At 74.8% G+C, this 22,923-nt stretch carries 25 protein-coding genes; 9 read left to right on the top strand and 16 right to left on the bottom strand.

Annotated features, from left to right (window positions below):
- The first annotated feature begins 41 nt into the window (after positions 1-41).
- Together EAO77_RS29685 and EAO77_RS29680 are read left to right on the top strand one after the other, a co-directional pair.
- The gene (locus EAO77_RS29685; RefSeq protein ID WP_147991416.1) at positions 42-716 is read left to right on the top strand and encodes a GntR family transcriptional regulator; all 675 of its coding nucleotides are present in this window, start codon (positions 42-44) and stop codon (positions 714-716) included.
- Positions 717-1,010: 294 nt separating this feature from the next.
- Positions 1,011-2,120, top strand: a complete 1,110-nt coding sequence (locus EAO77_RS29680) for a glutamate--cysteine ligase (protein WP_147991415.1) — start codon at positions 1,011-1,013, stop codon at positions 2,118-2,120.
- A gap of 24 nt (positions 2,121-2,144) precedes the next feature.
- Here EAO77_RS29680 and EAO77_RS29675 read toward each other — a convergent pair whose 3' ends face one another.
- The 8 genes from EAO77_RS29675 to EAO77_RS29640 form a co-directional block, all read right to left on the bottom strand.
- Positions 2,145-2,642 carry a metallophosphoesterase family protein gene (locus EAO77_RS29675; RefSeq protein ID WP_147991442.1) on the bottom strand — a complete coding sequence of 166 codons (498 nt, stop codon included), beginning with the start codon at positions 2,640-2,642 and terminating at the stop codon, positions 2,145-2,147.
- Between the two features lie 243 nt (positions 2,643-2,885).
- Positions 2,886-3,806, bottom strand: a complete 921-nt coding sequence (locus tag EAO77_RS29670) for a Rieske 2Fe-2S domain-containing protein (protein ID WP_410088733.1) — start codon at positions 3,804-3,806, stop codon at positions 2,886-2,888.
- Positions 3,807-4,030: 224 nt separating this feature from the next.
- Positions 4,031-4,786, bottom strand: a complete 756-nt coding sequence (locus EAO77_RS29665) for a nitroreductase (protein ID WP_147991413.1) — start codon at positions 4,784-4,786, stop codon at positions 4,031-4,033.
- 178 nt (positions 4,787-4,964) lie between these two features.
- The gene (locus EAO77_RS29660; protein WP_147991412.1) at positions 4,965-5,768 is read right to left on the bottom strand and encodes a MerR family transcriptional regulator; all 804 of its coding nucleotides are present in this window, start codon (positions 5,766-5,768) and stop codon (positions 4,965-4,967) included.
- On the bottom strand, positions 5,761-6,297 hold the full coding sequence (locus EAO77_RS29655; RefSeq protein WP_147991411.1) for a VOC family protein: 537 nt from the start codon (positions 6,295-6,297) through the stop codon (positions 5,761-5,763). Before EAO77_RS29655 ends, EAO77_RS29660 begins: the two co-directional genes overlap by 8 nt.
- Positions 6,298-6,433: 136 nt before the next feature.
- Positions 6,434-6,838, bottom strand: coding sequence for an ASCH domain-containing protein (locus tag EAO77_RS29650; protein ID WP_147991410.1), 405 nt, complete (start codon positions 6,836-6,838; stop codon positions 6,434-6,436).
- Positions 6,839-7,134: 296 nt separating this feature from the next.
- A complete protein-coding gene (locus EAO77_RS29645; RefSeq protein WP_147991409.1) occupies positions 7,135-7,638 on the bottom strand; it encodes a DinB family protein in 504 nt (167 codons plus the stop codon).
- 224 nt (positions 7,639-7,862) lie between these two features.
- Positions 7,863-8,828, bottom strand: coding sequence for a pirin family protein (locus tag EAO77_RS29640; RefSeq protein WP_147991408.1), 966 nt, complete (start codon positions 8,826-8,828; stop codon positions 7,863-7,865).
- Between the two features lie 127 nt (positions 8,829-8,955).
- Between EAO77_RS29640 and EAO77_RS29635 the strand changes: the two genes are divergently transcribed.
- A complete protein-coding gene (locus EAO77_RS29635) occupies positions 8,956-9,303 on the top strand; it encodes a tetratricopeptide repeat protein (protein ID WP_147991407.1) in 348 nt (115 codons plus the stop codon).
- A gap of 160 nt (positions 9,304-9,463) precedes the next feature.
- Here EAO77_RS29635 and EAO77_RS29630 read toward each other — a convergent pair whose 3' ends face one another.
- Positions 9,464-10,420, bottom strand: a complete 957-nt coding sequence (locus EAO77_RS29630; RefSeq protein WP_147991406.1) for an AEC family transporter — start codon at positions 10,418-10,420, stop codon at positions 9,464-9,466.
- Positions 10,421-10,463: 43 nt separating this feature from the next.
- Entirely contained in the window at positions 10,464-11,897 is a 1,434-nt protein-coding gene (locus tag EAO77_RS29625) for a dihydrolipoyl dehydrogenase family protein (RefSeq protein WP_147991405.1), read from the bottom strand.
- 119 nt (positions 11,898-12,016) lie between these two features.
- Between EAO77_RS29625 and trxA the strand changes: the two genes are divergently transcribed.
- Positions 12,017-12,433, top strand: a complete 417-nt coding sequence (gene trxA / locus EAO77_RS29620) for a thioredoxin (RefSeq protein WP_147991404.1) — start codon at positions 12,017-12,019, stop codon at positions 12,431-12,433.
- Positions 12,434-12,574: 141 nt separating this feature from the next.
- On the opposite strand, the gene EAO77_RS29615 is transcribed toward trxA, so the two are convergent.
- The 3 genes from EAO77_RS29615 to EAO77_RS29605 all read right to left on the bottom strand — a co-directional run bounded on the left by EAO77_RS29615 (position 12,575) and on the right by EAO77_RS29605 (position 15,279).
- Positions 12,575-13,759, bottom strand: a complete 1,185-nt coding sequence (locus tag EAO77_RS29615) for a thiolase family protein (RefSeq protein WP_147991403.1) — start codon at positions 13,757-13,759, stop codon at positions 12,575-12,577.
- A gap of 167 nt (positions 13,760-13,926) precedes the next feature.
- Positions 13,927-14,196 (bottom strand): hypothetical protein, encoded by a 270-nt coding sequence (locus EAO77_RS29610; protein ID WP_147991402.1) that lies wholly within the window; start codon positions 14,194-14,196, stop codon positions 13,927-13,929.
- Positions 14,197-14,256: 60 nt separating this feature from the next.
- Positions 14,257-15,279, bottom strand: a complete 1,023-nt coding sequence (locus tag EAO77_RS29605; RefSeq protein WP_147991401.1) for a LacI family DNA-binding transcriptional regulator — start codon at positions 15,277-15,279, stop codon at positions 14,257-14,259.
- A gap of 207 nt (positions 15,280-15,486) precedes the next feature.
- Between EAO77_RS29605 and EAO77_RS29600 the strand changes: the two genes are divergently transcribed.
- A complete protein-coding gene (locus EAO77_RS29600) occupies positions 15,487-15,966 on the top strand; it encodes a type II toxin-antitoxin system PemK/MazF family toxin (protein WP_147991400.1) in 480 nt (159 codons plus the stop codon).
- Here EAO77_RS29600 and EAO77_RS29595 read toward each other — a convergent pair.
- Positions 15,951-16,835, bottom strand: a complete 885-nt coding sequence (locus EAO77_RS29595) for a TIGR02452 family protein (RefSeq protein WP_147991441.1) — start codon at positions 16,833-16,835, stop codon at positions 15,951-15,953. The genes EAO77_RS29600 and EAO77_RS29595 overlap by 16 nt on opposite strands.
- A 137-nt stretch (positions 16,836-16,972) precedes the next feature.
- Here EAO77_RS29595 and egtA point away from each other — a divergent pair, with 137 nt between their 5' ends.
- From egtA to egtD, 4 genes are read left to right on the top strand one after another with little or no spacing between them, the layout of a single operon-like run.
- Positions 16,973-18,247 carry an ergothioneine biosynthesis glutamate--cysteine ligase EgtA gene (gene egtA / locus EAO77_RS29590; protein WP_147991399.1) on the top strand — a complete coding sequence of 425 codons (1,275 nt, stop codon included), beginning with the start codon at positions 16,973-16,975 and terminating at the stop codon, positions 18,245-18,247.
- The gene (gene egtB, locus EAO77_RS29585; protein WP_147991398.1) at positions 18,244-19,635 is read left to right on the top strand and encodes an ergothioneine biosynthesis protein EgtB; all 1,392 of its coding nucleotides are present in this window, start codon (positions 18,244-18,246) and stop codon (positions 19,633-19,635) included. The genes egtA and egtB overlap by 4 nt, the downstream gene beginning before the upstream one ends.
- A complete protein-coding gene (egtC, locus tag EAO77_RS29580) occupies positions 19,635-20,390 on the top strand; it encodes an ergothioneine biosynthesis protein EgtC (RefSeq protein ID WP_147991397.1) in 756 nt (251 codons plus the stop codon). The genes egtB and egtC overlap by 1 nt, the downstream gene beginning before the upstream one ends.
- Positions 20,387-21,349: an L-histidine N(alpha)-methyltransferase gene (egtD, locus tag EAO77_RS29575; protein WP_147991396.1), complete on the top strand. Its 963-nt coding sequence runs from the start codon at positions 20,387-20,389 to the stop codon at positions 21,347-21,349. Before egtC ends, egtD begins: the two co-directional genes overlap by 4 nt.
- On the opposite strand, the gene EAO77_RS29570 is transcribed toward egtD, so the two are convergent.
- Positions 21,244-22,128, bottom strand: a complete 885-nt coding sequence (locus EAO77_RS29570) for a lysophospholipid acyltransferase family protein (RefSeq protein ID WP_147991395.1) — start codon at positions 22,126-22,128, stop codon at positions 21,244-21,246. The two genes, egtD and EAO77_RS29570, sit on opposite strands and share 106 nt — an antisense overlap.
- Positions 22,125-22,880: a GNAT family N-acetyltransferase gene (locus EAO77_RS29565; RefSeq protein WP_147991394.1), complete on the bottom strand. Its 756-nt coding sequence runs from the start codon at positions 22,878-22,880 to the stop codon at positions 22,125-22,127. The genes EAO77_RS29570 and EAO77_RS29565 overlap by 4 nt, the downstream gene beginning before the upstream one ends.
- Positions 22,881-22,923 lie beyond the last annotated feature (43 nt).

Below are 22,923 nucleotides of genomic sequence, written 5' to 3'. Positions count from 1 at the left end.
GGGCCTCACGGGCACCGCGACGCAGAGGAGAGCCAGGTTCCGTGACAGCCGAGCACGCATCGGATCCCAGGACGGCCTCCAGCGGCGAGGTGACCGAACTCCTGGAAGAAGAGATCGTCCTGGGCCTGCGCTACCCGCGCGAGCGGCTGGTGGAGGACGAACTGATGGAGCGTTACACGGCGAAGAGGCATGTCGTCCGCAGCGCCCTGAAGGAACTGGAGACACGCGGTCTCGCGGTGCGCAAGCCCCACGTCGGAGCGTTCGTGCGCGCCTACACGGCGAAGGAGGTCCGCGACATCTACGCGGTCCGTGAGCTCCTGGAAGTGCACTGCGCCCGGACCATCGTGCTGCCCGCTCCCCCGCAGGCGCTGGAGGAACTCACCGCCGTCCAGCGGCAGCACGACGAGGCGATCGAGGCGGGGGACCTGCGCGGTGTCGTGCGCGCCAACACCGCTTTCCACCGAGCCCTCTTCGCCCTGTCGGACAACGACGCACTGGTGAACGACATCGCCCGGCACGCCCAGATGACCCACGCCATCCGGTCCGTCACCGCGACCTCGCCGCAGTTCCAGCGCCGCTCCCAGCAGGAGCACTGGACGATGATCGAGGCCCTGCGGGACGCGGACACCGGGCTGCTGGCCGAAACCTGCCGGGCCCACCTGGCCCCCTCCCGCGACGCCTACCTCCAGCGCGTCGCCCAGCCCCCTTTCGACTGACGGAGGCGGCGACCGCACATGCCCCCGGGAGCGTCGGGGACGGCGCCGCAACGTGCCCCCGGCCGGCGCCTGCGACGTGGCGACCGCGCCCGGCCGGTCCCGTTCCTGCCGGGACCGGGCTCCGCCTCCTGCGGGGCGGGAGCCGTGCGCCGGGCGGGGGGAGCCGCTCGTGCGGGGCCGTGGCCGGGTACGCGCCGGCGACGGCGGTCGGTGACGTGCCGGGCCGGTCCCATGTGTGCGGGGGCGCCTTCGGGGCACCGGGGAGACACCTGGAGACGAAGGAGAGGCGAGGGCATGCGCAGTGTGGGCGTGGAAGAGGAACTGCTCCTCGTGGATGCGTGCAGCGGGGCGCCGGTGGCCGTCTCCGCCTCGATCCTTGCCGCTGCCGATCGCCATGCGGGGCGCGCGGGAGGGACGGCGTCGGATCACGGGTTCGAGGCGGAGCTGCAGAAGGAGCAGCTGGAGTTCGCGACGGAGCCCGCGACGGAGATGGGCCGGCTCCTGGAGGAGATCCGCCGCAGGCGGGCGGAGGCGGCCCGCCACGCGGGCGCGGTGGACGCGGTGGTGGCCGCACTGGCCACGTCGCCGCTCCCGGCGGAGCCCTCGCTGAACGCCGGCTCCCGCTACCGGTGGATGGGCGAGCAGTTCGGCATCACCGCCCAGGAACAGCTGACCTGCGGCTGCCATGTCCATGTGTCCGTCGACTCGGACGAGGAGGGGGTCGCCGTCCTGGACCGCGTCCGGCCGTGGCTTCCGGTGCTGACCGCGATGAGCGCCAACTCACCCTTCTGGCAGGGACAGGACACGGAGTACGGCAGCTACCGCAGCCGCGTGTGGAACCGCTGGCCGTCGGCGGGGCCCGTCGACGTGTTCGGCTCCGCCGACCGCTACCACGAGCAGGTCGCCGCCATGGTGAAGACCGGTGTCCTGCGCGACGAGGGCATGATCTACTTCGACGCCCGTCTCTCCGCCGCCTACCCCACCGTGGAGATCCGCGTCGCGGACGTGTGCCTGGACGCCACCACCCCGGTGCTGATCGCCGCCCTCGCCCGCGCTCTCGTGGAAACCTCCGCACGGGCCTGGCAGGACGGGACCCCGCCCCCCAGGATCGGCACCGGCCTGCTCCGCCTCGCATCGTGGCGCGCGGGCCGGTCGGGCCTGGACGGCCCGCTGCTCCACCCCTGCACGATGACCGAGACCTCGGCCGACGACGCCGTCCACGCCCTCTACCGGCACGTCCGCGAGGCGCTGATCGAGCACGGCGACGACGACCTCGTGCGCGAGACCCTCCCCCGCCTCCTGCGGGAGGGCAACGGCGCCCGCGCCCAGCGACGGCTGTTCGACGAGACGAAGGACCTCGCGCAGGTCGTGACACGGTGCGCCGAGCGCACCACGCACAGCTGACGGCGTGACGCCGGGCCGGGCGGGTCAGCGCCTCGGCAGCCGGTGCAGGACGACCTCCCCGATCGCCCCGTCCGCCACCTCGCACGTCAGGTACGTGCAGTACGGCTGCCTCCTGCGGTCCGTCGGCGAGCCGGGGTTCAGCAGCCGCAGGCCGCCCGCGCGGGTGTCCCAGGGGATGTGGCTGTGGCCGAAGACCAGGACGTCCAGGTCGGGGTGGAGCGCGGCGCAGCGCGCCTGACGGCCCCGTGCCGGGCCCGTCTCGTGGACGACACCGAACCGCAGGCCGCCCAGCTCGGCACGGGCCACCTCGGGCAGCCGTGCGCGCAGTCCGGGGCCGTCGTTGTTGCCGTACACGCCGATCAGGCGCCGTGCGCGGTCCTCCAGCAGGTCGAGGGTGGCCACGTCGACCCAGTCCCCGGCGTGGATCACGACGTCGGCACGCCCGACCTCCTGGAGTAGCTCCTCCGGCAGCCGTTTCGCCCGCAGCGGCACATGGGTGTCCGAGACGAGGAGCAGCCGCAGCGCGGAGGCCGGTGTCCCTGCCGTGCGGTCGTCCATTCCCTGCCGCCTTCCGTCGGGGGCGCTGCGCCGGACCGGGGCCGGCACACTCCGGAGTGCGTCGGTACGCCCGGGCGCCCCGTGGCCCTCCCCGGCCGGCCTGCGCCGTCCGCGCCGCGGCCCGGGCCCGGTCATGCTCCGAAGAGCACCCGTGCCCCCGGTGTCCCGTGACCCTCCGCGGACCCCGCCTCAGCCGTCAGGACGCCGTCACGCCGCGTCGCGTGACGCGGCGGCCTCCTCGCCGGCCGGGCCGCGCAGTCGTGCCTCGACCCGGTCGCCGGTGACCCGGGCCTCGAAGGCCGGCTGCGGCGCCGTCGCGGGACCGCGCACGTTCCAGCCGTCCTCCAGACGGAAGACGCTGCCGTGCCAGGGGCACCGCACGCAGCCGTCCTCGACCGTGCCGCCGGAGAGCGGGCCGCCCATGTGGCTGCACGCGTCCGCGAGCACGTGCACCCGGTTTCCGCTCTCGCGCACCACGACGACGGGGACGTCGTCCACCTGCCGCCGGACCGGCTGCCCGACGGGCAGGGCGGAGAACGTCCCGAGGTCGTGCCAGCCGGGCTCCACCAGTTCCGGCACCGCCTCGGCGTGGTTGGCGCCGGAAGCCTGCCGGTAGGCCATGTGGCCGCCGATCGCCCCGCCGAGGCTCACGGCGGCCAGGCCGGCGAACCCGAGGGCTTTGCCCAGGGTGGTGCGTCCGCGCGACCGTGCGACGAGGGAGCCCGTGTACAGCCACACCCCGGTGATATTGGCGGCCGCGTGCACGAGCCCCACCCTCATCTGGCGGCGCTGGAGCTCGGCCCAGTCGACCCAGCCCGCCGCGGCCGCCGGGGCGGCGGCCGCGAGCCCCACGCCGATCAACGCGCTCGCGGCCCGCCGCTGCCCCGGCAGGAGGTCGAGAACGGCGGCCGAGAACCAGGTGCCGACCGGCACCTGCACCATCAGCGGATGAACGGGATGGCCCAGCCAGCGGCCGTGCAGCACATCCCTCCCGCCGCCCAGGGGGATCGCGTGGACGGTGTCACGGACACGGTCCGCCACGCCGTCCAGGGCTTCCGCCCGCTCCAGGCGGTCCATGCCCCTGAGAATCCTGCCTGGGCCCGCAGCCGAGGGGAGAAGGCTCTTCATCGCCCGCTGCACTGATCCACCCATGGAGGCACCACCCTCGTGGTCCGGTCGACGTGTCATGGACGACGGGTAACCGTTCGACGCCCCGCGAAACGGCCCGGGGCCCCTTCCCCTCCCTGCCGGGGGCCGCCGAAGGGACGGGCGACGGCAGCGGCCCGCAGCCGAGGCGAGCGGACCGTTCACGGTCCCCGCCCCGCTGACCGCGGGGCTCCTGCCCCTCGGCTTCAGTCGCTGTGCCAGGTGGTGGCGTTCCGGGGGTCCTCGCGGGAGGTGCGGAAGGAGTTGACCGGGTGATCGTGGTCGGCGTAACCGAAGGCGATGCCCGCCACCACACGGCGGCCGGGCGGGACGCCGAAGTGGTCGCGGAGGACGTCCGAGTACGAGGCGAGAGCGGCCTGCGGGGCCGCGGCCAGGCCGAGACTCTGCGCGGCCAGCAGGAAGGTGCCGATGTAGAGACCGCAGTCGACGGCCCCGTAGACACCGAGGTCCGCCTCGGTGGTGACGACGGCGACGTGCGGTGCGTCGAACAGCTCGAAGTTGCGCAGCAGTTGGCGCAGCCTCGCCTCCCGGTCCTCCTTGCCGATCCCGAGGCTGTCGTAGAGCCGGCGGCCGCACTCCCGGCGGCGTTCCCGGTAGGCGCCGGTGTACTGCGCGGGGAAGGGGAAGTCGGGGGAGGCCGGACTGCTCCGGACGTGTGCCATGAGCCGGGTGCGCAGGCGGTCGGTGGCGGCGCCCTCGGTCAGGTGCACGTGCCAGGGCTGGGTGTTGCACCAGGACGGGGTCCGCTGGGCCAGGCGCAGGAGTTCCCCGACGACCTCCCGGGGGACGGGGTCCGGCCGGAACTGGCGGCAGGTGTACCGGTCCGTGAGCATCCGCTCCAGAGCCCGGTGCAGGGCCGCGTCGATGCCGGCGGTGCCGGTGTCCGTCTCCGGGTGGGTGCTGGTCGGCTTCAACGGGCCCTCCGGCGCCTGAGGTCTCATGTCGAGACCGCACTGTAGCGGGAGCGGGGCCGGCGGGCTCCGCCCGGTGATCACCGGGCGGAGCCCCGGCGCCGCCCGTCCTGGCGGACGGCCTCGTACCCGGAGGGCTCCAGGTCTTCTCCGCACTCCGCACCGCCTCGCACGGCTCCGGCCCGGCCGCCGAAGTGGCCGCGCGGCGCTACTGCCATGTCGCGGTGTCGGGGTCGATGCCGTGGGCGCGCGCCGCGGCGTCGACGAGGTGACGGAACCAGGTGGCGAGGCCGGGCCGGACGCCGTCGTAGTGGGCGGCGAACCCCGGGTCGGCCTCGTACCTGCGGGCGAGGCAGACCTGCATCTGTCTCGTGAGCGGAAAGTACGCGGCGAAGACTTCCCGGTGCCGTTCGACGAGCCGATCCGCCTCCGGGCTTCCGGGGGCGACACCGGCGTCCATCGCGTCCCCGAGATCCCGGTCGAGGCCGGCGACGGCGTCGGTGACGGCCTGCCATTCCGCCGGTCCACGCGCGGCCGAGCGTTCGGCGTACTGCTGCCACTGGGGTGTGTCCCCGTAGCGCCGGCGGGCCCGGGCAGGCCAGTCCGGGTCCCACGCGGGGCCGAAGACCGCGGCCTGCTGCTCGACCGTCAGCAGCAGACCGCGTTCGTGGGCGTCGATCATCCGGTCCACCTGGGCGCCGAGCTGCCGGAGGCGGTCCATCCGCTCGGTGATCCGGCTGCGCTGCGCGCGCAGCGCGCCGAGCACGTCGGCCGCCGAGTCGTCCAGGACGGCGCGGATCCCGTCCAGTCCGAGACCGAGCTCCCGGTAGACGACGATGCGGTGCAGGCGTTCCAGATCGGCGGCGGTGTAGAGCCGGTATCCGGCGTGCGTGCGCAGCGACGGCCGTGCCAGGTCGATCTCGTCCCAGTGGTGCAGCGCGCGGACCGTCACCCCCAGGCTCTTCGCGACCTGGCCGACCGTCAGGCCGTCGTCGCCGGTGGCATCAGGCATGCTCCTCATTGTCGCCGTGGCCGGCGGCCGGTGGGCGGATACCGATGGCCTCGAGATTCCGTGCCTCCTGACTCGCCGGATCGAAGGGCTTGGCCGCGGTGAGGACGATCCGTGCGTTCTCGGGGGTGATCACCGCGACATCACGGGTGTTCCAGGGGGTGTCCCGTGGGCCGTCGGCCGATCCGGGGCGTACGGCCCGGCAGGCCTCGGCCACGGAGTCGATCTGGCCGAGCACGCACGAGAAGCTGATACTCATCGCCGGTGCCCGGTCCGGAACGCCGGGCGCCGCGAGGAGGAGCACGTCCTGGAACGCCCACCGGCGCAGATGCACCAGTGTGCCGGGGATGCCGAAGAGTTCGAAGAACCCGAGCCCGCGGGTCCAGAAGTCCACCGACGCCGCGAGATCGTTCGTGGGGATCGTGGCGAAGGCCGGCATTCCGTAGATGCCGCGGAACGGCTCCGGCGGAACCGCGTCCGGGCCGGGAGGGGGTACGGGACTCATCTCGAACGCGTTGTAGTAGTCGCTCATGGGCTCCACCCTCCGGCCTCACGCGGCGTGAGGGTCAAGCCGGTGCGTGGCGTGCTTGCGCAGGAGCTGCCCGCCCGGGGACGGCGGGATGCGGCGCGCACCGGATCGGCCCCGAAGGCGACGGCGGCCCGACCGCTCAGCCCGCGGGTGGCACCAGCCGGAAACGGACGCAGACGATGTCCGTCCCGTCGGTGACCGCGTGGCCCGCGCTCCTCCAGTACGCGATGTGCACCTCGCGCCAGTGCCCGAGGCTCCGGGAACCCTCGCCCTCCGCCTGCGCGAAGTCCCAGGACACGTCACCGAAGGCGACGACCTCGACGGATTCGACCTCCACCTCGGCGACGCGCTCGCCTTCGCTGCCGACCAGCACCAGGCGTTCGCCCACGGACTCGGGCTCCTCGCCCTCCGCCCGGTAGTCGGCTTCCAGCAGCCCCGCGGTCGCCCGCTTGGCTCCCGACAGGACGAGCGCGTTCAGGCGGTCGCGCAGCTCTCCGGGGACGCCGAGGTCCAGGGTGCGCAGTCCGCCGATCCGAGGCCACATGATCGCGAGCCTACGACACGCCCCGGCCGAGCAGCGTCCGCACGGCGGGCTGCGCCCCGACCACTGCCTCCGGCGCCCGGGGTCGCCTCCTGCCGTCGCTTCACGGGGGCAGCGGTGGTCCGGAGCGACACCACCCTGCGCACACGCCGTGCGCCGGCGCGGTGAGCCGGCCCCCGGGGGCAGTGCCTCCAAGGCCCGGCCCTCCGGGCGGCGGCGGGCGGATCGCGGCCGTGCCGCCGCCGGCCGGGCCGCACGACGGCACGGTCCGCGGTGGCACCGGATTCACCGCACCCGCGTCATCGTCCGACGGAGCCGTCGATCTGTTCCCGCAGGATGTCCGCGTGGCCGGCGTGCCGGGCGGTCTCCTCGATCATGTGCACCAGCACCCAGCGCATCGACGGCGGCGGGGTCTCGCGCAGCGAACGGACACCGGGGCGGTCCAGGTCGGTGCAGGCCCGGACGACCTCGTCGGCCCGGGCGATCGCCTCGCGATAGGCGTCCGCCAGGTCCGACGCGGTGTCGTCGGCGGACACCGCGCCCTCGTCGTCCCAGGGCTCGCGGTCGGCGCCCGCGTAGGCCCAGACGAACCAGTTGAGTTCGACGGCCGTGAGGTGCTTGAGCAGTCGCAGCAGGCTGGTCCCGGAGGGGACGCCGGCGGTGCGGACCGCCGGCTCCGGCACACCGGCCGCCTTCGCGAGGACGGACTCGCGCAGGTAGTCCAGGAAGGTCAGCAGGGTGGTCTTCTCATCGGCGTTCAGGCCGGGCGGACGAAGGTCGGGGCGGGGCTGCGCAGTCGTCATGGCGGAACCGTAGAGGATCGGCGCAGGCCGTCGGCGGGCCTTTGCGTCAGTGCTCGCGCGACGGGTGCGCGGTGTGCGCGAGGGCGGGGCCGGCGTGCTCGTCCACCGGGAACGGTTCTGCGTACCCGGCATGCGGCCCGGTACCGGCGATGTCCGGCGTGCCCGGCGGCCGACCGCCACCGGGCGTCCGCCGGGCGCCGCTTCGGGCTCGCCGTCGACCCCGGTCAGCGCACTCTTCCGCGCGGCTTCAGTGCCACCGGCGGGAGGTCGGGGGCGGACAGCCGGTCGCCGTCGTAACCGCGGACCTCGCCGAAGCGGGAGCTGTCCGTCCAGTCCTTGCGGGCCTGTTCGACCTCTTCGTGGCTGCGGCCGATGAAGTTCCACCACATCACGATCTCCTCCTCGAACGGCTCCCCGCCGAGGAGCATCAGGCCCGCGTCGGAGGTTGCCCGCAGGGGGAGTTCGGTGCGGCCGCAGCCCAGGTAGAGCATGGAGCCGGGGAGGACCGGGACGCCGTCGACGTCGGCCTCGCCGGACATGGCGAGGACCGCGTACTCGAAGTCGGGGTCCAGGGGCAGGCGGGTCCGCGTGCCCGCCGTCAGGGCGAGGTCGGCGCCGACGATCGGGGTGTAGGCCGTGCCGGGGGACCGGGCGCCGTCGAGGGTGCCCAGGACGACCGTGGCCGTGAGGCCGGGGGCGGTGACCCGGGGCAGGTCGGTGTGGTGCTCGAAGTGCGGTTCGACGTGGCGGTGCGCACCGGGCAGGGCGACCCACAGCTGGGCGCCGTGCAGGAGGCGGGCGTGCTGCTTCGGGCTCTCCTCGGAGTGGCTGATCGCCCGGCCGGAGGTCATGAGTCCCAGTTCGCGAGGCCGGATCGTGGCGAGCGATCCGGTGCTGTCCCGGTGCAGCACCTCGCCGTCGTGGAGCCAGCTGACCGTCTGGAGGCCCATGTGCGGGTGGGGCGGGACCTGCATGCCGGGCTCGTCGGCGATGTCGTCGGGACCGTAGTGGTCGACGAAGGCCCAGGCGCCGACCATGCGCCTGCCGAGGTTGGGCAGCAGCCGGCGGACCTCGGTGGACTCCCCGAGCTGGACACGGCGGGGGCTGAGGAGTTCGCGGACGGGCTCGGCGACGACGAACCCGCGACCGCCGCAGACGGACGGGGCGGGCTGACGATCGAGATTGCTCATGGCGCACAACCTAATTGCCGGGGCGCCCGCCCGGGGCCCCCGGGGTGCCGTTTCGCGGTGCGGGAATGTGCGGCTCCGGCATGGCGTTCACGAGGTCGTCCGACCCCGTCACCAGGAAGGTACGCAGGTGAGCGAGAGCTACTTCGAGTTCGGGACGCCCGCCGAGCGGTGGGACCGGGCGCAGATGTTCTTCGATTCCAAGGAGTACATGACGGCGGCCAGGATCCTGAGCGGTCTGGTCGAGGAGGCGCCGGAGCAGGTGGCGCCGCGGCTGCTGCTGGCGCGCGCCTACTACCACTCCGCCCGCCTCGGCAAGGCCGAGACCGAGCTGCGGGCCGTGCTGGAGCGTGACCCGGTCGAGCACTACGCGCGTCTGATGCTGGGCCGCACGCTGGAGCGTCAGGGCCGGGCCGAGGAGGCCGCGCCGCATCTGCGGCTGGCCGCCGCGATGTCGGGCGACGTTCCCGGGGTGTGACCCCGCACGCTTCCGGTGCCACGGGCGCACGCCCGTGGCACCGGACCCCGCCGCCCCGGCGTCGCCGGGAGCGGACGACGGGCCCCCGGTGCGGGGCGGGTGAGGGGCTTTCAGGACGTGCCGGCGCCTTCCCGGCCCCGGGGTGCCGGCGCCCGGCGGGTCAGGCGAGCAGCCAGGCGATCGCCGAGAGCGAGGCCGTCGACAGCACGGTGGACAGCAGGACGGCGTCCCTGACCAGGCCGGTGTCGAGACGGTACTCGGCGGCGTAGACGAACGCGTTCTGGGCGGTCGGCAGTCCGGCGCAGAGGACGACGGCGAAGAGTTCGTGGCCGTCGAGACGGAACACCCAGCGGGCGAGGACGTAGGCGAGCAGCGGGTGGACGACCGTCTTCATGAGGACGAGGACGTACCGTTCGGCCCGCCGGGCCCCGGCCGCCGGCTGCGCCGGTTCGCCGCTGTCCGGCGCCCGGGCCTTGTCCGTACGGCCGTTGAGCGACAGGCCGAGGGCGAAGAGGGCGGCGGGGACGGCCGCGCCGCCGAGCATCTCGACGGGCGCGGTCGCCTCCGGGGGCAGGCGCAGGCCGAGCGCGGCGACGGCGGTGCCGGCCGCGGAGGCGGCGATGACCGGGTTGCGCAGCGGCAGGAGCAGCAGCCGCAGCGGGCGGCGGCGTTCGCCGCCCGTGTCGAGCTCGATCAGGGCGATGATCACGGGTGTCACGAACAGCGTCTGGAACAGCGCGGCCGCGATGACGAAGGAGGCGTCGCCGAGCAGCTGGACGGCGACGGGGATGCCGAGGTTGGCCGAGTTGACGTAGGAGCCGGCCATCGCGCCGATGGCGCGGTCCGCCGGGCGTCTGCGGAACACCCGGCGGCCCAGCAGCAGTCCGGCGGCGAACATCAGCAGCAGGCTGAGGGCGAACACCGCGACCCCCGGGGTGGCCAGCCGGGAGAGCCCCGCCCGCGAGAGCGTCAGGAACAGCAGGGCCGGCATGGCGAACGCGAAGGCGAAGCGCGCCAGCACGAACTGCGCCTGCCCGCCGAGCACATCGAGGCGCCCGGCCGCCCAGCCGGCCGCGGTGATCGCCCAGATGGGCAGGAAGCCGGAGAGCACGTCCACCCGGTCAGCATGCCGGAGCGTGATCGGCTTCCGGCGGCCGGGGTCAGCCGCGGTACGCCTCCAGCAGCCGCAGCCACACCTCGCTGATGGTCGGGAACGCGGGAACGGCGTGCCAGAGCCGCTCGATCGGCACCTCGCCCGCGACGGCGATCGTCGCCGAGTGCAGCAGCTCGCCGACGCCGGGGCCGACGAACGTCACGCCGAGCACGATCTCGCGGTCCAGGTCGACGACCATGCGTGCGTGGCCGCGGTAGCCCTCCGCGTAGAGCCCGGCGCCGGCGACCGATCCGAGGTCGTGGTCGACGGCGCGCACCCGGTGGCCCGCCCGCTCCGCCTCGGCGAGGGAGAGTCCGACGGCGGCGGCCTCGGGGTCGGAGAAGACCACCTGCGGGACGGCCGCGTGGTCGGCCGTGGCGCTGTGCGCGCCCCAGCGGTCGGTCTCCAGCAGGGGCACCTTCCGGGCCCGTGCCGCGATCGCGGCGCCGGCGATCCGGGCCTGGTACTTGCCCTGGTGGGTCAGGAGGGCGCGGTGGTTGACGTCGCCCACCGCGTACAGCCAGTCCGTTCCCTCGACGCGGCAGCTGTCGTCGACGGTCAGCCAGGAGCCGTCCGTGAGATCCACCGACTCCAGTCCGATACCGGTGGTCCGCGGGGCGCGGCCGGTGGCGAAGAGCACCTCGTCCGCCTCCACGCTGCTGCCGTCGCCGAGCACCACGGTGACGGGACCGGTGGAGCCGCCGGGGCGGTCCACGGCGGCGACCGAGGTGTTCAGGCGGACGTCGGCGCCCGCCTCCCGCAGGGCCTCGACCACGTGCTCGCCGACGAAGGATTCCATGCGGGGCAGTACGCCGCCGTCGCGGACGAGGAGGGTGACCCGGGAGCCGAGCGCCTGCCAGGCGGTGGCCATCTCGACGCCGACGACGCCGCCGCCGACGACGACCAGGCGGCCGGGGACTTCGCGGGCGCTGGTGGCCTCGCGGCTCGTCCACGGCCTGGCTCCGGCGAGGCCGGGCAGGTCGGGGAGGACGGCGCGGCTGCCGGTGGCGACGACGACGGCGTGGCGGGCCGTGAGCAGATGGTGCTCCTTCTCCGCCCCGTCCACGACGACGCTCCGCGGGCCGTGGAGCCTGCCGTGACCGCGGTAGAGCCGTACGCCGATCGACTCCAGCCATTCGGCCTGGCCCGCGTCGTTCCAGTCGCCTACGCGTTCGTCGCGGCGGGCGAGCACGGCCTTGGCGTCCAGCGGTCCCTGCACGGAGCCGGAGAGTCCGGGCACCCGGCGGGCGTCGGCGCGGGCGAGCGCCGGGCGCAGCAGCGCCTTGCTCGGGACGCAGGCCCAGTACGAGCATTCGCCGCCGATCAGTTCGCTCTCCACCACGGCGGTGCTCAGGCCCGCGGCCCTGGTCCGATCGGCCACGTTCTCCCCCACGGGGCCGGCTCCGAGCACCACGACGTCGTATTCCACAGCTTGGGTCATAGGGTCAGTCTGATGCGGGGTGTGCGTCATGGCCACATGGGCAGGGGCAGGAATAGCAGCGTCCCGGGCACCGTTGTGCGGGGCGACTCCACCGGACGTCAGCGAGAGGTAGACAGGCCATGAGCACGCTAGAGCTCACCAAGGAAAACTTCGATCAGGTCGTGACGGACAACGACTTCATCCTGATCGACTTCTGGGCGTCCTGGTGTGGCCCCTGCCGGCAGTTCGCGCCTGTCTTCGAGGGCGCGTCCGAGCGGCACCAGGACCTCGTCTTCGCCAAGGTGGACACCGAGGCGCAGCAGGAACTGGCGGCCGCCTTCGAGATCCGTTCCATTCCGACGCTGATGATCGTCCGCGACAACGTGGCCGTGTTCGCCCAGCCGGGGGCGCTGCCGGAGGCGGCGCTGGAGGACGTGATCGGCCAGGCCCGCGCGCTGGACATGGACGAGGTGCGCCGCTCGATCGAGACGGCGCAGAAGAACGGCGCGGAGGGCGCGCCGGGCGGGCAGCAGGCGGGCGGCGAAGCCACGGCCTGAGGCCGCGTCCCGACCTGAACGGCCTGTGGCGGCCGGAGCACCGACACCGGTGCTCCGGCCGCCGCCGTGTGCGCGCCCGGGGGGCGGCGGGCGAAACGGGGTCACCCGCGTGCGGGGCCCCGTGACCGGAGCGTCGGGGCGTCAGCGTTCGAGGACGAGGGCGAGGCCCTGGCCGACGCCGATGCAGAGGGCCGCGAGGCCCGTGCCGGAGCCTGCGGCGGCGAGCTGGTGGGCGACGCTGCCGGCCAGCCGGGCACCCGACGCGCCGAGCGGGTGGCCGATGGCGATGGCCCCGCCGCGCGGGTTGACGACGGCCGGGTCGAGTTCGGGCCACTCGGCGAGGCAGCCGAGCGACTGCGCCGCGAAGGCCTCGTTGAGCTCGAACGTGGTGAGGTCGGCGAACGACCGCCCCGCCTTGGCCAGCGCCTTCGTCACCGCCTCCACCGGACCGAGCCCGAAGAGCTGCGGCTCGATGCCGGTGACGGCCGAGGCCCGGACGCGGGCGAGCGGTTCGCGGCCGGTGGCGCGCAGCCCCTCCTCGTCCACGAGGAGCAGGGCGGCGGCGCCGTCGTTGAGCGGGGAGGCGTTGCCCGCCGTCACGGTGCCCTGCGGGCGGAACGAGGGCTTCAGCTTGGCGAGGGCCTCCATCGACGTGGAGTCGCGGATGCATTCGTCCCGTGCGAGGTCCACGCCGGGCAGCGGGACGACCTCGCCGTCGTAGAGCCCTGCGGCCCAGGCGTCGGCCGCCTTGCGGTGGCTGGCGAGGGCGAAGGCGTCCTGCGCCTCGCGGCCGATGCCGTGCTTGTCGGCGACGAGTTCGGCGCCTTCGCCGAGCTGCACGGTCCATTCGGCGGGCATCCGGGGGTTGGTCATGCGCCAGCCGAGGGTCGTGGAGTGGAGCTGCTGGTGGCCCGCGGGGAAGGCACGTTCGGGCTTCTGCATCACCCACGGGGCCCGGGACATGGACTCGACGCCGCCGGCCACGGCCACGGAGGCGTCGCCGAGCGCGATGGCGCGGGCGGCCTGGACGACCGCCTCCAGGCCGGAGCCGCAGAGCCGGTTGACCGTCACACCGGGGACGCCGACCGGCAGGCCGGCGAGGAGTACGGCCATCCGGGCGACGTCGCGGTTGTCCTCGCCCGCCCCGTTGGCGTCGCCGAAGATGACGTCGTCGATCCGGGCCGGGTCGAGTTCCGGTGTGCGGTCGACGAGTGCCCGGACGACGTGGGCCGCGAGGTCGTCGGGACGGACGGAGGAGAGCGCGCCCCCGAACCTGCCGATGGGTGTACGGACGGCGTCGACGATGTAGACGTCGCGGATGCTCATCGAAATCTCTCCCGGCGGCCGGGACCGTTGTTCGCCTGGTGAACGATGGTCCACAAATCGAGTCGCCAGAGTGTGGGGCCGGTGCGGCGGGTTGTCAACGGCCCACCGGGCGTCCCCGGGCCGCGGGCCGGCCCGGACGCGGAGGAGGCGGCGGGCCGCCGGCCCGGTCAGAGCCGGTCGGCGTCCACGACGCGGACCGTCAGGCCGTAGTCCAGCTCCGCGCCGTCCACCAGCAGCGCCTCCACGGCGCGCGTCGTCGGGTCGATGTCGGCCTCCACCCCGTCGCCGACGTAGCGGGGGTAGCCCGAGGCGCCCTGGCGGCCGGTGGCGTCGACCACGGCCGAGCGGATGGCGCTGTCGGCCGCGGCGACCGGATCGTCGCCTTCGACGTGCTCGGGGAGGACAAGGATGCCGAAACGCTCCGGTTCGTTGCTCATGGGGCGACGGTAGACACCCGCCCCGTCGGCCGCATGTCGTCACCCGCCGGGCAGCGCGTGTCAGCTGGACTCGCGGTGGACGGCACGGGCGGCCATGAGGTCGTGGTGCTCCGGCTCGGCGGCCGGCTCCCGGACCATGCGGTCCACGATCTCGGCCAGCCGCCGTCCGCTGACGGTGTCGACGCGGACGGTGCTCAGCCGCGGGCGCAGCAGTCTGCCGAGCAGCAGGTCCCCGGCGCCGATCACGGCCGTCTCGCGGGGCACGTCGACGCCCTCGTCCTGGAGCGCGCGCATCAGCAGCATCGCGTACTCGTCGTCGAAGGCGAAGACGCCGTCGAGTCCCGTCAGGCGCCAGCGGGCCGCGAGGGCGGCGGCCGACTCCTCCTCGTACGCCATCGGCAGCGCCACCGTCCGCGCCCCGGTGCCGTCCGCCGCCGCGCGGGCACCCTCCAGGCGCAGATGCGCACAGTGCGCCGGGCCCGGTTCGTGGGGGACGACCACGCCGATGGCCCGCCTGCCGCGGTGGATCAGGTGGCCGACGGCCGCCGCTCCGATCCGGCGTTCGTCCAGGGCCAGGAAGTGCGCGCCCTGGGTCGGGTGCGGTCCGAGGGTGACGACGGCGCGCGCTCCGGAGCGCCGGAGCAGACTCACGCCATGCGCGGTCGGCTGGGTGCCGCCGGGGCAGACGACGGCGACCGGGCGCAGTTCGGCCCAGGCGCGGGCGGCCTCGTCACCGTCGAGGCCGAGGCCGCCGTACTCGACGACCGTGTACTCCAGGCGTCTCAACTCGCCCTGGAATTCGTCATAGAAGCGCACGGGCAGCGGGCCGGCAGGGAGCCGTGCGGAGGGCATGACCACGGTCCTGGTGTGTCCGGCCCGCAGGCTGCGGGCGGCCGCGTGGGGGACGTAGCCCAGCTCCTCGGCGGCCGCGCGGACCCGCAGCCGGGTCGGTTCGCTGATGCGCACGGCGGCGGTGTTGTTGAGGACGTACGAGACGGTGGCCCGGGAGACTCCGGCCAGCCGGGCGACGTCGGCGCTGGTCGGGGCGGAGCGGCCCACGGGAGGTCGGGGTGTCTGGCTCATCGCCCTCGCCATCCTTCCAGAGCGCGCGTGCGCCCGGATCCGGGGATGGCCGGAAAAGTCCGGCGGCCGGCGGCACCCTGAGGGCACCGGGGGAAGGGTTGTCGCCCGGCCCTGCCCGGCTGCCGCGGGACACGGCGGGCGGCCGGCGGCAGCGCGTCGTACCCGGATGGCTGGATCCGGAAGGTCGTGCGGTTCTACGGTGTGCCGATGACGATCTCTCCCCGCCCGCCCGGTCCGCACCAGGACTCTCCCGGGGCCCTGCCGGCTCCCGGCCGTGACGGGCCGTTCGCGACGACCGAGGCCGTGCCGGCCGCCGTCGGCTCCGTGCGCACCTCGTACGCGCCGGACCGGGACGGGGCCCCGGACCCGGGCGAGATCGTCTGGACGTGGGTGCCGTACGAGGAGAACGACGGGCGGGGCAAGGACCGGCCGGTGCTCGTGGTGGCGCGCGAGGCGGCGGGGACGCTGCTCGCCGTGCAGCTGTCGAGCCGGGCGCACACCGGGGACCGCGAGTGGGTGGGCATCGGCACCGGTCCGTGGGACGGGGCGGGGCGCGAGTCCTGGGTGGATCTGGACCGGGTGCTCCGGGTCCACGAGGCGGGCATGCGGCGGGAGGCGGCGGCACTGGACCGCCCGCGCTTCGACCGGGTCGTGCACCGGCTGCGGGAACGCTACGGCTGGACCTGAACCGCGCCCCGGGCTCCCGGGCCCGCCCCGTCGCCCTGCGGGCCCGGGAGCCCGGCGAGGACGCGGCGGAACGCGCCCAGCGTCACCGCGCCGGCCGTGCGGTCCAGCACGGCGAAGACCACCTCGTCGAAGTGGCCCCCGAACCTGCCGTCCGGGCCCAGCAGGGCGCGGAAGGCGCCGGCCACCTCGGCGGGGTCGTTGCGGAAGACTCCGCAGCCCCAGGCCCCGAGGACGAGCCGCCGGTAGCCGCGGACGACAGCGGTCTCCAGGACGCGTTCGGCGCGGGCGGCGAGCGCCGCGGGGACGCGGTGCGCCTGGTCGGGGAAGCGGCGGGCGATGACGCCCGCGTTCGGTGCGGGGGAGGTCAGGAATCCGGCGAGGAACGGCTCGTCGAGCAGGGCGCCGCGGTCGTCCCGGAAGACGGGCACTCCCGGGGAGGCGATGACCCGGTCGGAGTAGAAGGGGCTGCGGTCGGCACGGTGGTGCTCGTAGTAGGCCGGGGCGCGCAGCAGGGTCGCGTACAGGGCGGAGGCCCGGCAGAGTGCCTCCTCCTGGGCCTGGGCGCCGTTGAGGTAGCCGCCGCCCGGGTTCCTGGCGGAGGCGAAGTTCAGGACGGCGACGGGGCCGGGGGCGGCGGACGCCAGGCGCCTCGCGGCCGCGGTGCCGGACTCGCCGGTCACCTCGAAGACCGTGGCGCGGCCGGTGTCCGGGACGGCGCCGAGCGGCTCCGGGCCGTACAGCGCGGTGCCCTCCAGCGCGGCGGCCACCGCCTTCCCCAGGTCGACCTCGCGGCCACCGGGCAGCCGGTACCCGCCCGCCGCGACGATCTCCTCCGTCTGCCGGGCGATCCCCCGCAATCGTGCGCTCATGACGACATGGTCGATGACCAGCCATGACGCGATCAACCGCATTTCCGCTCCTCACGGGCACTCTTGTGCGAACCGGCGGCGGTGGCTTTAGGTTGACAGAGTCCCTTCGCGGGATCCTTCGAGTGGAGGAGTGGCTCATGCATCCGCCAGATACCGACGGCTTCGGTCCCGGGATATCCGAGGACGAGGCCGAGGACCTGCTCCGATGTATCTGCTTCAAGACCGGCCCGCCCCGGGTGGTGGGTGTCGAGGTCGAATGGCTGGTCCATGATCTCGAACGACCCGCCGTCCCGGTGGACGCCGGGCGTCTGCGGGCGGCGTCCAACGACGTGCGCGCCCTGTCGCTGACCTCGGCCCTGACCTTCGAGCCGGGCGGCCAGCTGGAGCTCAGCTCCGCACCCGCCGCGTCCCTGACGGAGTGCGTCGATTCCACCGCCGCCGACCTGCGCGCCGTGCGCGCCGCGCTCCGCGCCTCGGGTCTGGCCCTCGCCGGATACGGCCTCGATCCCTGGCAGTCGCCGCGCCGGATGCTCCACGACCCGCGCTACGACGCCATGGAGCGGCATCTGGACCGCACCGGTCCGGCGGGGCGCACCATGATGTGCACCTCGGCCTCGGTGCAGGTCTCGCTGGACGCGGGCGAGGAGGAGCCCGGCCCCCTCGGGCACGCGAGGCGCTGGCAGCTGGCCCATCTGCTGGGCGCGGTGCTGCTGGCCGCTTTCGCCAACTCCCCCGCCCGCCGGGGCCGTCCCACCGGATGGCGGTCGACCCGGCAGGCCGTGTGGGCGGCCATCGATCCGGTGCGGGCACTGGCGCCCGCACCGTGGACGGAGCCGCGCGCCGCGTGGACGGCGCACGCGCTCGACGCGCCGGTGATGTGCGTACGCCGCGCCGAGGGCTCGTGGGACAGCCCCGAGGGGATGACCTTCCGCCAGTGGCTGCGGTCCGGGTCGCCGCGGCGCCCGACGCGGGAGGATCTCGACTACCACCTGACCACGCTGTTCCCGCCGGTCAGGCCACGCGGTCACCTGGAGCTGCGCATGCTCGACGCGCAGCCGGGCGACGACGGGTGGATGGTCCCCCTCGCCGTCACGACGGCCCTGTTCGACGACCCCGAGGCGGCGGAGCGGGTGTACCGGGCGGTCAAGCCGCTCGCCGAGTACGCGGGTTCCCTGCCGGCGCCGGTCAACCCGCTGTGGGTGACGGCGGCCCGCCGGGGGCTCGGCGACCCGGCGATCGGCACCGCCGCGGTCACCGCCTTCGACGCGGCTCTCGGCGCGCTGGAGCGCATCGGCGCCGCACCGGACCTGGTGGCGGCGGTCGCGGCGTTCAACGAGCGGTACGTGCTGCGGGGCCGGTGCCCGGCCGACGACCTGACCCTCCCGCCCGCGGTGAAGGAGCCTGTCATATGAGCGACCACCAGCAGACCCGCGCCGCCGGGACCGCGGCCGCCCCATCCGGCGGTTCCCCGCACGGCGACGCGCCGCTCGCCGGCGCCCGCGACCGGGCCCTCGACGCCCTGGTCGCCGCGCGCGCCCGCACGGCGCTGCTCACCTCGTGCGTCGACGACGGCGAACTGACCGCTCAGCACTCCCCTCTGATGTCGCCCCTGGTGTGGGACCTGGCCCACATCGGCAACCAGGAGGAGCAGTGGCTGCTGCGCACCGTCGGCGGCCGGGAGGCGCTCAGGCCCGAGATCGACTCCGTGTACGACGCCTTCGAGCACCCGCGCGCCAGCCGTCCCTCGCTGCCGCTGCTGGCGCCGGCCGAGGCCCGGCTGTACGCGGCGGACGTGCGCGGGCGGGTGCTGGACATCCTGGAGAAGGCCGAACTGGAGGGCGCCCCCCTCCTCGACGCGGCGTTCGCCTTCGGCATGATCGCGCAGCACGAGCAGCAGCACGACGAGACCATGCTCATCACCCACCAGCTGCGGCGGGGGCCGGCCGCGCTCACCGCGCCGGAGCCGCCGGACCCTCCGGCGGGCGCGCTGCCCGCCGAAGTGCTGGTGCCGGGCGGGCCGTTCACCATGGGCACCTCGACGGAGCCGTGGGCGCTGGACAACGAGCGCCCCGCGCACCGGCGGGAGGTGCCGGCGTTCTGGATCGACACGACACCGGTGACGTGCGGCGCCTACCAGGCGTTCATCGACGACGGCGGCTACGGCGAGCGCCGGTGGTGGGCCGACGAGGGCTGGGACCAGATCCGCCGGCACGGCATCGGTGCGCCGCTGTTCTGGCGGCGGGAGGGCGGGGTCTGGCTGCGGCGGCGCTTCGGGGTGACCGAGGAGGTGCCCGCCGACGAGCCGGTGCTGCACGTCAGCTGGTACGAGGCCGACGCGTACGCCCGCTGGGCGGGCCGTCGGCTGCCGACGGAGGCCGAGTGGGAGAAGGCGGCGCGGCACGACCCGGCGTCCGGCCGCTCCCGGCGGTACCCGTGGGGCGACGCCGATCCCGCTTTGGACCACGCCAATCTGGGGCAGCGCCATCTGCGGCCGGCCCGTGCGGGCAGCTACCCCGCCGGCGAGTCCCCGCACGGCGTGCGGCAGCTGATCGGCGACGTCTGGGAGTGGACGGCGAGCGACTTCCTGCCCTACCCCGGCTTCGTGGCCTTCCCCTACCGGGAGTACTCGGAGGTCTTCTTCGGGCCGGGGCACAAGGTGCTGCGCGGCGGTGCGTTCGGGGTCGACCGGGTGGCCTGCCGGGGCACGTTCCGCAACTGGGACCTGCCGGTGCGCCGCCAGATCTTCTCCGGCTTCCGCACCGCCCGGGACGCCCGCGCCGGGCAGGACGGTGCCTCCTGATGTGCCGGCACATCGCGGCGCTCGGGCCGCCTCTCCCGCTGGGGGAGCTGCTCGTCGCGCCGGAGCACGGGCTGTTCCGCCAGTCCTGGGCCCCGCGGCGGCAGCGGTACGGCACGGTCAACGCGGACGGGTTCGGCGTCGGCTGGTACGCGGACGACGATCCGGTGCCCGCCCGCTACCGGCGGGCCGGACCGATATGGGCCGACCTGTCGTTCGCCGACCTCGCACGGGTCGTGCGCAGCCGGGCGGTGCTCGGCGCCGTGCGGGACGCGACCGTGGCGGGCGCGGACGGGGAGGCGGCGGCCGCGCCGTTCGCCTCCGGTCCGTGGCTGTTCTCCCACAACGGCGCGGTGCGGGGCTGGCCCGCCTCGATGGGGGAACTGGCGGACGCGCTGCCGGCCGCCGATCTGCTGTCGATGGAGGCGCGCAACGACTCGGCCCTCGTGTGGGCCCTGGTGCTCCAGCGGCTGCGGGCCGGTGACGGCCTGGGGCAGGCGCTGGCCGACACCGTGCGCGACACCGCGGCCGCGGCGCCGGACTCGCGGCTGAACCTGCTCCTCACCGACGGCCGTGCGATCGCGGCGACGGCGTGGGGCGACACCCTCTGGTATCTCACGGGCTCCGACGGCCGCACGGTCGTGGCGTCGGAGCCGTACGACGACGATCCGCGCTGGCAGGAGGTGCCGGACCGTACGCTGCTGACGGCGACACGGACGGACCTGCTGCTGACCGAGCTCAAGGAGTCCACCCGGTGAGCCCCTTCCTGCTGACCCGCACGATGCCCGAGGACACGACCGGTGCCGATCTGCGCGCCGATGTGCTGAACGGGCTGACCCGCACCCCGAAGGTGCTGCCGCCCAAGTGGTTCTACGACGCCCGCGGCAGCGAGCTCTTCGAGGAGATCACCCGGCTGCCCGAGTACTACCCGACCCGGGCGGAGCGCGAGATCCTCGCGGCGCGTGCCGGGGAGATCGCCGCCGCGACGGGTGCCCGCACCCTGGTGGAGCTGGGCTCGGGGTCGTCGGAGAAGACCCGCTTCCTGCTGGACGCCCTGCCACGGCTGCACACCTACGTCCCGGTCGACGTCAGCGAGAGCGCGCTGACGGGGGCCGCCGAGGCGCTGCTCGCGGAGCGTCCGGGCCTCGACGTCCACGCGCTGATCGCGGACTTCACGCGCGGGCTCGCCCTGCCCGGGACGCCGGGGCCGCGACTGGTGGCGTTCCTCGGCGGCACGGTCGGCAATCTGCTGCCGGCCGAGCGGGCCCTGTTCCTGCGGTCGGTGCGCGACCTGCTGGAGCCGGGCGACGCGCTGCTGCTCGGCACGGACCTGGTGAAGGACGAGGAGGTGCTGGTCCGGGCCTACGACGACGCCGCCGGTGTGACGGCGCGGTTCAACAAGAACGTGCTGTCGGTGATCGCCAGGGAGCTGGGCGCGGACGTGGACCCGGCCGACTTCGACCATGTGGCCGTCTGGGACCGGGAGCACGAGTGGATCGAGATGCGGCTGCGGGCCCGGTCCGCGCTGACGGTGAAGATCCGTGAGCTGGACCTGGTGGTGCCCTTCGCGGCGGGCGAGGAGATGCGGACGGAGGTGTCGGCGAAGTTCCGTCAGGAGGGTGTGCGCACCGAACTCGCGGCAGCCGGACTGGAGTTGTCGCACTGGTGGACGGACGGCGAGGGGCGGTTCGCGCTGAGCCTCTCGACGGCGAGCTGAGCGGAGCGCGCGAGGGAGCGGCGGTCGGTCCGGGGCCCGGGGAGGAGGGGCGGCAGCAGCCGGATCTCCGCGGTGAGCCGGGCGGCCGTCGCCACCCGCCACAGGGACAGGGCCAGCGGGTCGTCGCCGACGAACGCGGCGGCCCCGGTGGGCCCGTAGGACAGGCGCACGGGCCGTACGGCCGCGCCCGCGTCGAGCGCGGCCTGGAAGGCCGCCGGCCGGAACCGGCCCTGCCGGCGGCCGCACCAGGTGGAACCCTCGGGGAAGACGACGACCCGGGAGCCGTCGCGCAGCGCGGCGCTGATCGCGGCGACGGTGGCGGGCAGCGTCCGCAGCCGGTCCCGCTCGACGAAGAGGGTGCCGCCGCGGGCGGCCGCCGCGCCCAGCAGCGGCCAGCGGCGCACCTCGCTCTTGGCGAGCATGCGGCCGGGCAGGACGGCCGCCACCAGCGGGATGTCGAGCCAGGAGATGTGGTTGGCGACGACCAGTTCCGCGGGGCCGGCCGGCGGGTGCGGCGCGGGGTGCCCCGGCGGGACGCCGACGACGCTCACGCGGACGCCGAAGGCCCTGAGCACCGCCCGCGCCCAGCGTCCGGTCAGCCGGTGGCGCAGCGGGGCGCCGAGCAGGGCGGCCACCGGGGCGAACAGGATCCCCGCGGCGACGACCGCGAGGCCGGCGGTGAGCCGCAGGACGGCCCGCGCGGCACCGGCCGCCGGGCCGGTGCCGGCGGCGCACCGCTCGGGGGTGCAGGGCGCCGTGGGCTGCCAGACGCTCGTCACTGCGGGGCCAGGGACAGGAAGTGGCGCAGATAGCGGGGATCGGTGCGGCGCAGCGACAGCAGGACGTAGAGGTCGGCGACGTCGAAGTCCGGGTCGTGGGCGGGTGCTCCGCAGACCCAGGCGCCGAGGCGGAGGTAGCCGCGCAGCAGGGGCGGGAGTTCGGTGCGGCCCGCGGGCGGGGTGACGCCGGCCGCGTTCCACAGCCGGTGCGGGGTCACCCAGTACTCCTCGGGCGCCAGGTGGCGGGCGCGCACGGTGTTCCAGGTCGCCGCGGCGAGGGTGCCGCCGTCGGCGAGGGGCAGCGAGCAGCAGCCGGCGAGCCAGTTGTGGCCGGTGCGGGTCATGTAGCGGGCGAGTCCGGCCCAGATCAGCGCGATGACGGCGCCGTTGCGGTGCAGCGGGTGGACGCAGGAGCGCCCCACCTCGACGAGGTCGTGACGGATCGGGCCGAGCCGGGTGAGGTCGAACTCTCCCTCGGAGTAGAGGCGTCCGGCGATCCGGGCGCGCTCGGGCGGCAGGATCCGGTAGGTGCCGACGACCTCGCCGGTGGCGCTCTCGCGCACCAGGAGGTGGTCGCACCAGGCGTCGAACGCGTCGCTGTCCAGGCCCGGCTCGGGACCGCTCAGCAGCGCTCCCATCTCCCCGGCGAACACCTGGTGGCGCAGGCGCTGGGCGGCGCGCACCTCCTCCTGGTCGCGGGCCAGGGAGACGACGTACCGCTGGTCGCCGCCGGCTCCCGCCTGCGCCACCAGGTGTTCGCCGGGGAGATGGGAGCGCTGCTGAGCGGTCCCGAGC

This window comes from Streptomyces sp. T39, from assembly GCF_008042045.1.
In the GTDB taxonomy this organism is placed as follows: Bacteria; Actinomycetota; Actinomycetes; order Streptomycetales; family Streptomycetaceae; genus Streptomyces.
Note: the sequence above shows the minus strand (reverse complement) of the source record. Positions and strands in the feature narration are given on the sequence as shown.

What these genes read in the sequence shown, in the direction of transcription:
- EAO77_RS29655 (WP_147991411.1), bottom strand. Translation starts at nt 6,297, where the DNA reads ATGAGCGACTACTACAACGCGTTCGAGATGAGTCCCGTACCCCCTCCC.
- egtA (WP_147991399.1), top strand. Translation starts at nt 16,973, where the DNA reads ATGCATCCGCCAGATACCGACGGCTTCGGTCCCGGGATATCCGAGGAC.
- EAO77_RS29660 (WP_147991412.1), bottom strand. Translation starts at nt 5,768, where the DNA reads ATGCCTGATGCCACCGGCGACGACGGCCTGACGGTCGGCCAGGTCGCG.
- EAO77_RS29600 (WP_147991400.1), top strand. Translation starts at nt 15,487, where the DNA reads ATGACGATCTCTCCCCGCCCGCCCGGTCCGCACCAGGACTCTCCCGGG.
- EAO77_RS29665 (WP_147991413.1), bottom strand. Translation starts at nt 4,786, where the DNA reads ATGAGACCTCAGGCGCCGGAGGGCCCGTTGAAGCCGACCAGCACCCAC.
- EAO77_RS29680 (WP_147991415.1), top strand. Translation starts at nt 1,011, where the DNA reads ATGCGCAGTGTGGGCGTGGAAGAGGAACTGCTCCTCGTGGATGCGTGC.
- EAO77_RS29610 (WP_147991402.1), bottom strand. Translation starts at nt 14,196, where the DNA reads ATGAGCAACGAACCGGAGCGTTTCGGCATCCTTGTCCTCCCCGAGCAC.
- EAO77_RS29670 (WP_410088733.1), bottom strand. Translation starts at nt 3,806, where the DNA reads ATGAAGAGCCTTCTCCCCTCGGCTGCGGGCCCAGGCAGGATTCTCAGG.
- EAO77_RS29645 (WP_147991409.1), bottom strand. Translation starts at nt 7,638, where the DNA reads ATGACGACTGCGCAGCCCCGCCCCGACCTTCGTCCGCCCGGCCTGAAC.
- EAO77_RS29640 (WP_147991408.1), bottom strand. Translation starts at nt 8,828, where the DNA reads ATGAGCAATCTCGATCGTCAGCCCGCCCCGTCCGTCTGCGGCGGTCGC.
- trxA (WP_147991404.1), top strand. Translation starts at nt 12,017, where the DNA reads ATGAGCACGCTAGAGCTCACCAAGGAAAACTTCGATCAGGTCGTGACG.
- EAO77_RS29625 (WP_147991405.1), bottom strand. Translation starts at nt 11,897, where the DNA reads ATGACCCAAGCTGTGGAATACGACGTCGTGGTGCTCGGAGCCGGCCCC.
- egtC (WP_147991397.1), top strand. Translation starts at nt 19,635, where the DNA reads ATGTGCCGGCACATCGCGGCGCTCGGGCCGCCTCTCCCGCTGGGGGAG.
- EAO77_RS29605 (WP_147991401.1), bottom strand. Translation starts at nt 15,279, where the DNA reads ATGAGCCAGACACCCCGACCTCCCGTGGGCCGCTCCGCCCCGACCAGC.
- EAO77_RS29650 (WP_147991410.1), bottom strand. Translation starts at nt 6,838, where the DNA reads ATGTGGCCTCGGATCGGCGGACTGCGCACCCTGGACCTCGGCGTCCCC.
- EAO77_RS29615 (WP_147991403.1), bottom strand. Translation starts at nt 13,759, where the DNA reads ATGAGCATCCGCGACGTCTACATCGTCGACGCCGTCCGTACACCCATC.
- egtB (WP_147991398.1), top strand. Translation starts at nt 18,244, where the DNA reads ATGAGCGACCACCAGCAGACCCGCGCCGCCGGGACCGCGGCCGCCCCA.
- EAO77_RS29595 (WP_147991441.1), bottom strand. Translation starts at nt 16,835, where the DNA reads ATGAGCGCACGATTGCGGGGGATCGCCCGGCAGACGGAGGAGATCGTC.